Genomic DNA, 9,984 nt, shown 5'->3' with positions numbered 1-9,984 from the left:
AACCCGAGCCCGCCCTGGGAGCGGTCCAGGGCCTGGTGCTCCTGCACGAAGAGGTCGAACACGCGGGGCAGCATCTCCGGCGCGATGCCCACGCCGGTGTCGCGCACGGTGACGACCAGCTCGGCGCCCTCGCGCGTTCCCGTCACGGCGATGAAGCCGCCCGGTTCGGTGTAGCGGGCGGCGTTGGTGAGCAGGTTCGCGAACACCTGCGCGAGGCGCGTGGGGTCTGCGTCCAGGTCCGTGCCGTGGTCGGGCAGGTCCACCTCCAGCGTGTGCTGGCGCTGCTCGATGAGGGGGCTCGTCTGTTCAATCGCCTTGGCCACCACGTCGGTGAGCGAGGTGCGCTCGCGCTTCAGGGTGACCTTGCCCCGGGTGACGCGGCTGACGTCGAGCAGGTCGTCCACCATGCGCACCAGGTGCGTCACCTGCCGCTCGATGAGGGTGCGCTCGCGCTCCGCGGTGGTGTCGCCGCGCAGGCGCATCAGCTGGAGCGCGGTGAGGATGGGGGCCAGGGGGTTGCGCAGCTCGTGGCCGAGCATCGCGAGGAACTCGTCCTTCGCGCGGTTGGCGGACTCCGCCTCGCGGCGCGCGGTGGAAAGCTCCGTCACGTCGAAGGACACGACGACGATGGCCTCCACCTGGCCCCGGGCGTCGCTCATGGGCTGGTAGACGAGGTCGAAGAAGCGCTCCTGCGCGGGCTGCTCCGGGCCGTGGGTGAAGACGGCGCGCACGGACCGGCCGATGAAGGGCTCGCCCGTGGTGTAGACGCCGTCCAGCAGCTCGTAGATGCCCTGGTGGGCCAGGTCCGGGAGCGCCTCGCGGATGCCCTTGCCCATGACCTCCCGGTGCTGGATGAGCTGCAGGTAGCCCTGGTTGGCGAACTCGTAGACGTGCTCCGGGCCGCGCAGGATGGCGATGCCCACGGGCGCGTGCTGGAAGATGCGCCAGAGTCGCTCGGCGTGCGCGGCCTCCAGCGCACGCAGCCTTGAGCGCGTGAGCTGGGCGGTGACGCGCGACAGCAGCTCGCGGGTGGAGAACGGCTTCACCAGGTAGTCGTCCGCGCCGGCGCCCAGGCCCTCCTCCTTCGCCTCCTCGCCCGCGCGCGCGGACAGGAGGATGACGGGGACGTGGCGGGTGCGCTCGTCGGAGCGCAGGCCCTGGAGCAGCCCGAAGCCGTCCAGGCGGGGCATCATCACGTCGGTGAGGACCAGGTCCGGGGGGTGCGCGAGCGCGGCGGCGAGCGCGGCCTCTCCGTCCGCCACCGCCTCCACCGTCCAGTGGGCGCCCAGCAGACGGCCCACGTACTCGCGCATGTCGGCGTTGTCGTCCGCGAGCAGGATGCGCGGCCGCTCCAGTGAGTCCAGCGCGCCAGGGTCCACGTTCGCCGCGGGGGCGCTCCCCGGCAGCCAGCCCAGCGCGTCGCGCACGTAGGGGTCCGCGCCCGCGAGGAGCGCGCGGGGGTGCCGTGCGGCCGTCACCTGCTCCCTGGGCAGGTGCGCGAAGCCCGCGGGCAGGCGCACGGTGAACGTCGTGCCCCGGTCCACCTCGCTCTCGACGGAGAGCGTGCCCCCGTGCAGGCGCACCAGTTCGTGCACCAGGGCCAGCCCGATGCCGGAGCCTTCATGGGAGCGCGCGCGGGCGTTCTGCACGCGGTGGAAGCGCTCGAAGAGGCGGGGCAGTTCGTGCGCGGGGATGCCGGTGCCGGTGTCGGTGACGCGCAGCTCGGTGTGCCCGTCCCGCCAGCGCTGCGTCACGGTGATGCCGCCGCTGAAGGTGAACTTCAGCGCGTTGGACAGCAGGTTGAGGACGATCTTCTCCCACATCTCGTGGTCCACCCAGGCCGGCTCCGGCAGGGGAGGACAGTCGACGTCGAGCACGAGCCCCGCGCGCTCGATGGCGGAGCGGAAGGCGCTGGCGAGGCCCGCGGTCAGCGTCGCGAGGTCGGTGGGCTCATAGGCGGCCTGCACGCGCCCGGCTTCGATGCGCGCGAAGTCCAGCAGCATGTTGACCAGCTTGCGCAGGCGCACGGCGTTGCGGTGCACCGTCTCCAGCGCGTCGCCCTGGAGCGCGCGCGAGGGGCTGGCGAGCGCGTCCTCGGCGGGGCCCAGCAGCAGCGTGAGGGGCGTGCGCAGCTCGTGGCTGATGTTGCTGAAGAAGTCCGTCTTCGCGCGGTCGAGCGCGGCGAGCGCCTCCGCGCGCTGGCGCTCCTCCTCGTAGGCGCGGGCGTTGCCGATGGCGGCGGCGACCTGCTCGGAGGTGAGCTGGAAGAACGCGTGGTAGCGCGCGTCGAGCAACCGCCGCGGGCTGACGCCGCCCACGAGGAAGCCATGGGGCCGCGACTGGCCCGGCCGCGACAGGGCGCGCACCACGGCGCGCTGGGGAGGGCTGTTCCAGAGGCCGCCGGGCAAGGGCCCCATGCGCCGCGACAGGTCCTCCACGACGACCGCGCCGCCCGTGTCGACGACCTGGGCGAAGGGCCAGTCGGTGTCGCCTGCGTTGGAGAGCGATTGCTGCAGGGGCAGGGGCTCCAACGTGGCGTCGGGCAGCAGCGTTCCGCCGACGCGGCGGACGGTGTCGCCGTCCGCGTCCAGCAGGTAGAGCAGGGTGAAGGGCAGGTCCAGCGTGTTGGCCGCGAGCACGCCCAGCGCGGAGTGGCACGCCTGCTCCGGAGACTTCGCGTCGGCGCAGCGGGCCGCCAGGTCGCGCAGCGTCCGCATCTGCCGCTCGTGCTGGACCTCCTCGGTCGTCTCGCGCACGGTGACGAGCACGCCGCCCACGCCGCCGCGCTCGTCGGGAATGGGGCTGTACGAGAACGTGTGGAACGTCTCCTCGGTGAACCCGCGGCTGTTGATGAAGAGCGCCAGGTTCTCGCTCCAGGTCGCGGGCGCGCCTTCGAGCACGCCCCGGGCCATGGGGCCGACGACGTCCCAGATCTCCTGCCAGACCTGTTGGCCTGGTGCGCCGAGGGAGCCGGGGTGCTTGTGGCCGAGCACCGGGCGGTAGGCGTCGTTGTAGATCTGGATCATCTCCGGGCCCCACCACATGAGCATGGGGAACCGGTTGTTGAGCACGACGCCCACCATCGTCTTCAGGCTGATGGACCAGTCGCGCGAGGGCCCCAGCGGCGTCCGGGCCCAGTCCAGCGAGCGCACCAGTTCCCCCATCTCACCGCCGCCCGCGAAGTGATGCTCTTCGGAAGGAGCAGGAGACAGGGTGAGGGACAGGGACATGCGGTTCTCTGGGAGACACGGGGAGAAGGGAGGCGCCCCGGCTTCTAGTGGTGGGCGCGGGCCACTGCAATCCGAGAGGTCGAGCGAGGTTGGGCAGGATCAACCGTACGACAGGGGCTCTGCTCGCTGGACGCAGGACGTGGAAGCAGGCGAGCCATCCTGCTCAGCGCGTCATGGAGGCGTTGGGGAAACGACGCTTGGGAGGGGCTGCGCGGGGGAGGGTGCTCCCGCGTCCTGTGCCGACACGGAGGAGGGCGCGGACGCTGTCGCCGCGGTGGTGGGGGGCGCGGTCGTTGCCGCCGCGGTGTTCTGGGGCACGGCACTCGTCGAGGGCGCGGCCACTGCAGCGGGCGTTGTGACCGCGGCGTTCGCGGGAGGCGCGGCCGGTGGAGCGGGCGTTGTCACCACCGGGTTCGGAGGCACGGCACTCGCGGAAGGCGCGCCCGGTGATGCGGAGGCTGGCACGGCGGTGTTCGGAGGCACGGCGCTCGCGAGAGGCGCGCCCGGTGGAGCGGATGCTGTCGTCACAGCGTTCGGAGGGACAGGCGCCCCCAATGTTCCGGCAGGTGCCACCGCGGTGTTCGCGGGCACCGTGCTCCCCATCGTCGCCGTGCCACCCATCACCGTCCTCGGTGCGACAGGCGACGACGTGGGCAGCGCGCGGCGGATCTCCGCGCCCGCCGTGGCCACGATGGCGATGGAGATGAACAGGAACCCCGCCGTCTGCGCCACCGTCTCCACGCGCGGCGGAATGCGCCGTCCACTCACGGCCTCGACCGCGAGCAGCAGCACCCGGCCGCCATCCAGTCCCGGCACCGGCACCAACGTCAGCATCGCCAGCGCCACCGACGCCGCCACCAGCGCCCGCACCAGCGCGTCCATCCCCGACGCCGTGGACGACGCGACGTCGGATGACTCCTGGCGCATCAGCGCACCCGGTCCGCCCCGGCCCGCGACGCCCGGTCCGCGCACCAGCGCCACCAGCGTGGACAGCGCCTCGGACGCCACCTTCCCGGTGTGCACGACCGACTGGGTGAACGCCTCGCCGGGCGCATGCGTGCGGAACACGTACTGCTGGCTCACGCCGATGCGCCCCGCGCCCCGCTCATCCGCGCGAGGCCGCACCAGCACCGTGCGCGGCTCACCGTGCCTGTCCACCGCCAGCTCCAGGTCGCGGCCCACGCCGTCCGCCACCCGCGTGACGAAGTCCGACCAGTTCTCCAGCGGCTTGCCATCCACGCGCACCAGCCGGTCCCCCGGCAAGAGCTGCGCACGCGCCGCCTCCGAACCTGGCAGCACCGTGCCCACCGTCAGCGGCACCACCACGTGCGTGCCGGACGTGTAGAGCGCGAACAAGAGCCCCACCGCCACCGCGTAGTTCGCCACCGGCCCCGCCAGGATGATGCCCATCCGCTTGAGCGGCCCCAGCGTGCCGAACCCGGACGTGTCCTCCTCGCCGGAGCGGTGCGGGTTCATCCCCTGCAGGTTCGCGGACGCCCCCAGCGGCACGGCGCCCAGTACGAACTGCGTGCCGAACAGCCGGAACGACAAGAGCGGCGGCCCGAAGCCCACGGTGAAGCGCGGCACCCGCACGCCCAGCAGCCTCGCGGCCACCAGGTGCCCCAGCTCATGCACGATGAGCAGCGCCCCGAGGGCGAGCAGGACGAACAGGTAGTGCATCCGGGCCCTGGGCTACAGCTTGCGGCGCTTGCCGGTGCGCTTGTACGTCAGGTAGTCGGACAGGATGGTGCCGTGGTCGAAGCAGAGGTCCTTCGGCAGCTCGTCCCGCTTGAAGGTCTTCGCCTCCGCCGCGTCGTCCGCGCCCACCGGCTCGCCCGTCGCCTGCGCGATGAACACCGTGGAGATGGTGTGCAGCCGGGGGTCGCGCTTCGGATCCGAATAGCTGAAGAACTGCTCCTCCAGCTTCACGTCCAGGCCCGTCTCCTCCTTGGCCTCGCGGATGGCCGCCTTGTCCAGCGGCTCGCCCTCGTCCACGAAGCCGCCGGGCAGTGCCCAGCCCACGGGCGGGTTGGCGCGGCGGATGAGCACGATGCGCTCGCCCGACAGCTCGATGATGCAGTCCACGGTGGGTTTGGGGTTGCGGTATTCAGGCATGGCGTCGCACTCTACCCCCGCCCCCACGCGAGCGCCCGCTCCGGATGCGTCCCGTGGGCGATGGTGCGTGCCGTGTCTACCCTCCGACGCCTCTGCCTCATTGCCTTCGCGCTCGCGGCCCCTTCCCTGGCGGGTTGCCTGCCGTACAGCCAGAACGAGGGCGAATACGAGCTCACCCCCACCGAAGTGCTGCGCGACGACTGCAACCTGCTGTCGGAGGTGCAGTCCGACTTCCGGCTGGGCCTGCAGATCTCCGGGCGCGTGGTGCGCGCGGACTTCGGCGTGCAGAACATGCAGCTGCTCGGCTACTTCCTGGAGGACGGTGATGCGTTCACCGCCGACGGCAGCGTCGCCAACGTCAGCACCACGAGGAATGGCGAGGAGTGCCTGCTCGACCAGGTCCGCGTGCACCTGGACGCGACCACGCAGTGCGTGACGCAGTTCAATGGTCAACTGCGGCTCGCCTACGATTCCAACGGGGTCGCGCGCTGCAACTGCGAGCTGTGGGTCCGCTTCGAGGGCGTTCAGGGCAACACCCGTTGCGAAGAGGAGCCTTGAGCCCGGAGGCCAGGGTCCCTACAACAGGAGGGCTGTTCCCACGCGCAAATGAGGGACGCCCATGGCAGACACGCAGGAAATCGTCTCGGTCCTGACCGAGTCCCGCGTCTTTCCCCCACCCGCGGAGTTCTCCCAGCGGGCCCACATCCGCAGCATGCAGGACTACCAGCGGCTCTGGGACGAGGCCGAGAAGGACCCCCAGAAGTACTGGGGTGACCGCGCCCGCGAGGAGCTCTTCTGGAAGGAGCCCTTCCAGACGGTGCTGGACTGGAAGCCGCCGCACGCGCGCTGGTTCGTCGAGGGGAAGACCAACCTCGCCTACAACTGCCTGGACCGGCACCTGCCGAAGTTGAAGGACAAGCCCGCCATCCTCTTCGAGGGCGAGCCGGGCGACCGCCGCGCCATCACCTACGGGGAGCTGTCCCAGCAGGTGAACCGGCTGGCCAACGGCCTCAAGTCCCTGGGCGTGAAGAAGGGGGACCGCGTGGGCATCTACCTGCCCATGGTGCCGGAGGCCGCCGTCGCGATGCTGGCGTGCGCGCGGCTGGGCGCGGTGCACTCGGTGGTGTTCGGCGGCTTCTCCGCGGAGGCGCTCCAGGAGCGCATGAAGGACGCGGGCGTGAAGGTGCTGCTCACCGCGGACGGCGGCTGGCGCAAGGGCGCGGTGGTGCCGCTGATGAAGAACGTGGAGGCCGCGCTCACGCACGCCACCGGCATCGAGAAGGTCGTCGTGCTCACGCGCACCGGCGACGGCAAGCTGCCGGAGGGGCCGAAGTTCCTCGCGTGGGACGCGCTGGTGAAGGGCCAGCCCGACACCTGCGAGCCGGAGTGGGTGGAGAGCGAACACCCGCTGTTCATCCTCTACACCTCCGGCTCCACCGGGAAGCCCAAGGGCGTGCTGCACACCACGGCGGGCTACGCGATGAACGCGTCGCTCACCACGCGCTGGGTGTTCGACCTGCGCGAGGACGACGTCTACTGGTGCACCGCCGACGTGGGCTGGGTGACGGGCCACAGCTACGTCGTCTACGGCCCGCTGATGAACGGCGTCACCACGGTGCTCTACGAAGGCGCGCCCACGCAGCCGGGGCCGGACCGCTTCTGGGACATCATCGAGCGCTACAAGGTCTCCATCCTCTACACCGCGCCCACCGCCATCCGCGCCTTCATGCGCCTGGGTGACGGGCCGGTGAAGCAGCATGACCTGTCCTCGCTGCGCCTCCTGGGCAGCGTGGGCGAGCCCATCAACCCCGAGGCGTGGATGTGGTACCGCGACGTCATCGGCGGCGGCCGCTGCCCCGTCGTGGACACGTGGTGGCAGACGGAGACGGGCAGCATCATGATCTCCCCGCTGCCCGGCGCCACGCCCACCAAGCCGGGCTCCGCCACCTTCCCGCTGCCCGGCATCCACGCGGAGATATTGGACCGCGACGGCAAGCGGGTGCCCCGGGGACAGGGCGGGTTGCTGTTCGTCACGAAGCCCTGGCCGTCCATGCTGCGCTCCGTGTACGGCGACCCGGAGCGGTACGCGAACACGTACTTCAGCGAGCTGCCCGGCATGTACTTCACCGGCGACGGCGCGCGCACGGACGCGGACGGCTACGTGTGGCTGATGGGTCGCGTGGACGACGTGGTGAACGTCGCGGGCCATCGCCTGGGCACCGCGGAGGTGGAGAGCGCGCTCGTCGCGCACGCGAAGGTGGCCGAGGCCGCGGTGGTGGGGCGCCCGGACGACCTGAAGGGCACCGCGCTTGTCGCCTTCGTGACGCTCAAGCAGGGCAACGCTCCCTCGGACGCGCTCAAGAAGGAGCTGGCCGCGCACGTCGCGAAGGAGATTGGCGCCATCGCCCGGCCGGATGAGATCCGCTTCGCGGAAGGGCTGCCCAAGACGCGCTCCGGGAAGATCATGCGCCGGCTGCTGCGCGACGTGGCCGCGGGCAACCACTCCACGCAGGACACCACCACGCTGGAGGACCTCAACGTGCTGGCCGCGCTGCGCCAGAACGACGAGTAGCGTTACTTCAGGCCGGGCCGTCCTCCGCGCCCTTGCGGGGGCGGCCGTGCTTGTCCTTCACGTTCTCCCGGTCCGCCTTGCTCCACCAGACGCGGGAGCTCCAGAGCGCGGGGCCGAGGACGACGGTGAGGACGAAGAAGATGACCAGGCCCACCACGATCTCCGTCACGTCGCTACCTCCTGGGGCCCGTGGCGGAAAGTGAAGGCGCCGGGCCGGAAAAATGAACCCTAGCGTCCCCGGACGGGCGCCGCCACGCGGCCGGCAGGCTGGGAAGTAGCGGAACGTCCGGCGCCCATCGTCTCCACGCATGACGCGGGGCACAGCTTGGAGTCTGGAGCCTGGGGCCCGGGCGCTTCGCGGTCGGGCAACCTGCCTGGGCGGGCAGCGGGCGGCAGTCCTGCTAGATTGCGCCGCCATGAACCGATTCCCCTCGACCCTGCTCACCGCGCTGCCGCTGACGGCGGTGCTGGTGGCCCCCATCGCGGATGCCTGCACCAGCATGCTGGTGACGAAGGGCGCCACGACGGACGGCTCCACGTTCATCACCTACGCGGCCGACTCGCACGAGCTGTACGGCGAGCTGTACCACACGCCCGCGCGCCGCCATGCGGCCGGCGCCATGCGCGACGTCATCGACTGGGACTCGGGCAAGTTCCTGGGACGCATCAAGGAGCTGCCCGTCACGTACTCCGTGGTGGGCAACATGAACGAGCACCAGCTCTCCATCAGCGAGTCCACCTTCACGGGCCGCAAGGAGCTGGAGGGGCCCGCGGGCCTCATCGACTACGGCTCGCTCATCTACATCGCGCTGGAGCGCTCCAAGACGGCGCGCGAGGCCATCCAGGTGATGACGGACCTGGTCGCGGAGTACGGCTACTCCTCCACGGGCGAGACGTTCTCCATCGCCGACCCGAAGGAGGCGTGGCTCCTGGAGATGATTGGCAAGGGCGCGGGCCAGAAGGGCGCGGTGTGGGTGGCGCGCAAGCTGCCCGACGGCGTCATCTCCGCGCACGCGAACCAGTCGCGGATCCGCCAGTTCCCGCTCAATGATTCGGCCACCGCGCTGTACGCGCCGGACGTCATCTCGTTCGCGCGCGCGAAGGGCTGGTACACGGGCGCGGACAAGGACTTCAGCTTCGCGGACACGTACCACCCGCTGGACTTCGGGGGGCAGCGCTTCTCCGAAGGGCGCGTGTGGAGCATCTTCCGCCGCGCGGCCCCGTCGCTGAAGCTGGGCGTCGAATACGCGGACGGCTCGGACGTGACGAAGCGCCTGCCCTTGTGGGTGAAGCCGGACAAGAAGGTGTCCGTGCAGGACGCGATGGCGCTCATGCGCGACCACTTCGAGGGCACGCCGCTGGATATGTCCAAGGACGTGGGCGCGGGGCCCTACGCGGTGCCCTACCGCTGGCGGCCGATGACGTGGGACGTGGACGGCAAGAGCTACGTCCACGAGCGCGCCATCTCCACGCAGCAGACGGGCTTCTCCTTCGTCGCGCAGATGCGCTCCACGCTGCCGGACGCCATTGGCGGCGTGCTCTGGTTCGGCGTGGATGACACGTACACCACCGTGTACACGCCCATGTACGCGGGCATCCGGCAGGTGCCGAAGAACTTCTCCCAGGGCGTGGCCAGCCGGGGCGACTTCTCCTGGGACTCGTCCTTCTGGGTCTTCAACTGGGTGTCGAACCAGGCCTACGGGCGCTGGAGCGACATGATCGTCGACGTGCAGAAGGCGCAGGGGGAGCTGGAGGGACAGTTCCTCGCGGATCAGGCCAACGTGGAGAGCATCGCGCAGACGCTCTACAAGCGCACGCCGGAGCAGGCCCGCCAGTACCTCACGGAGTACTCGCTCCAGCAGGGCGACAAGGTGCACGCGCGCTGGCGCAAGCTGGGCGAGCAGCTGCTGGTGAAGTACATCGACGGCAACGTGCGGGACGCGCAGGGCAAGGTGAATCACCCCCGCTACCCGGACGCGTGGTACCGCCGCATCGCCGCGGACAACGGAGCCATCCTGCAGTCGCGCGAGAAGCCCGAGCCCAAGCCCCAGGCGCCCGCGGCCCCGG

Annotated in this window: 7 protein-coding genes; 3 read left to right on the top strand and 4 right to left on the bottom strand. The window is 70.8% G+C overall.

Translation table 11 applies throughout. The annotated features are described in order from the left end of the window. The 3 genes from D7V97_RS33625 to D7V97_RS33615 all read right to left on the bottom strand — a co-directional run. Positions 1-3,230 (bottom strand): ATP-binding protein (locus D7V97_RS33625; RefSeq protein WP_120614708.1); only part of this gene is annotated, 3,230 nt, incomplete at its 3' end. A gap of 171 nt (positions 3,231-3,401) precedes the next feature. Then, a complete protein-coding gene (locus D7V97_RS33620; RefSeq protein ID WP_233583387.1) occupies positions 3,402-4,910 on the bottom strand; it encodes a M50 family metallopeptidase in 1,509 nt (502 codons plus the stop codon). 12 nt (positions 4,911-4,922) lie between these two features. Beyond that, complete coding sequence (locus tag D7V97_RS33615; RefSeq protein ID WP_120614707.1) at positions 4,923-5,345, bottom strand: NUDIX hydrolase; 423 nt, start codon at positions 5,343-5,345, stop codon at positions 4,923-4,925. A gap of 72 nt (positions 5,346-5,417) precedes the next feature. On the opposite strand from D7V97_RS33615, the gene D7V97_RS33610 reads away from it, so the two are divergent. Together D7V97_RS33610 and acs are read left to right on the top strand one after the other, a co-directional pair. Continuing rightward, a complete protein-coding gene (locus tag D7V97_RS33610) occupies positions 5,418-5,903 on the top strand; it encodes a hypothetical protein (protein WP_233583386.1) in 486 nt (161 codons plus the stop codon). Between the two features lie 61 nt (positions 5,904-5,964). Then, complete coding sequence (gene acs, locus D7V97_RS33605; RefSeq protein WP_120614705.1) at positions 5,965-7,917, top strand: acetate--CoA ligase; 1,953 nt, start codon at positions 5,965-5,967, stop codon at positions 7,915-7,917. A 7-nt stretch (positions 7,918-7,924) separates the two neighbouring features. Here the strand turns inward: acs and D7V97_RS44915 are convergent, their stop codons facing one another. Next, positions 7,925-8,086, bottom strand: a complete 162-nt coding sequence (locus D7V97_RS44915; RefSeq protein WP_158623511.1) for a hypothetical protein — start codon at positions 8,084-8,086, stop codon at positions 7,925-7,927. A gap of 247 nt (positions 8,087-8,333) precedes the next feature. Between D7V97_RS44915 and D7V97_RS33600 the strand changes: the two genes are divergently transcribed. Continuing rightward, positions 8,334-9,984: dipeptidase (locus D7V97_RS33600; protein ID WP_120614704.1), on the top strand; the 1,651-nt coding region annotated here is incomplete at its 3' end.

The organism is Corallococcus sp. CA053C, assembly GCF_003611675.1.
In the GTDB taxonomy this organism is placed as follows: Bacteria; Myxococcota; Myxococcia; order Myxococcales; family Myxococcaceae; genus Corallococcus.
The sequence above is the reverse complement of the archived record's forward strand: the minus strand, read 5'-3'. Positions and strand labels throughout refer to the sequence as shown.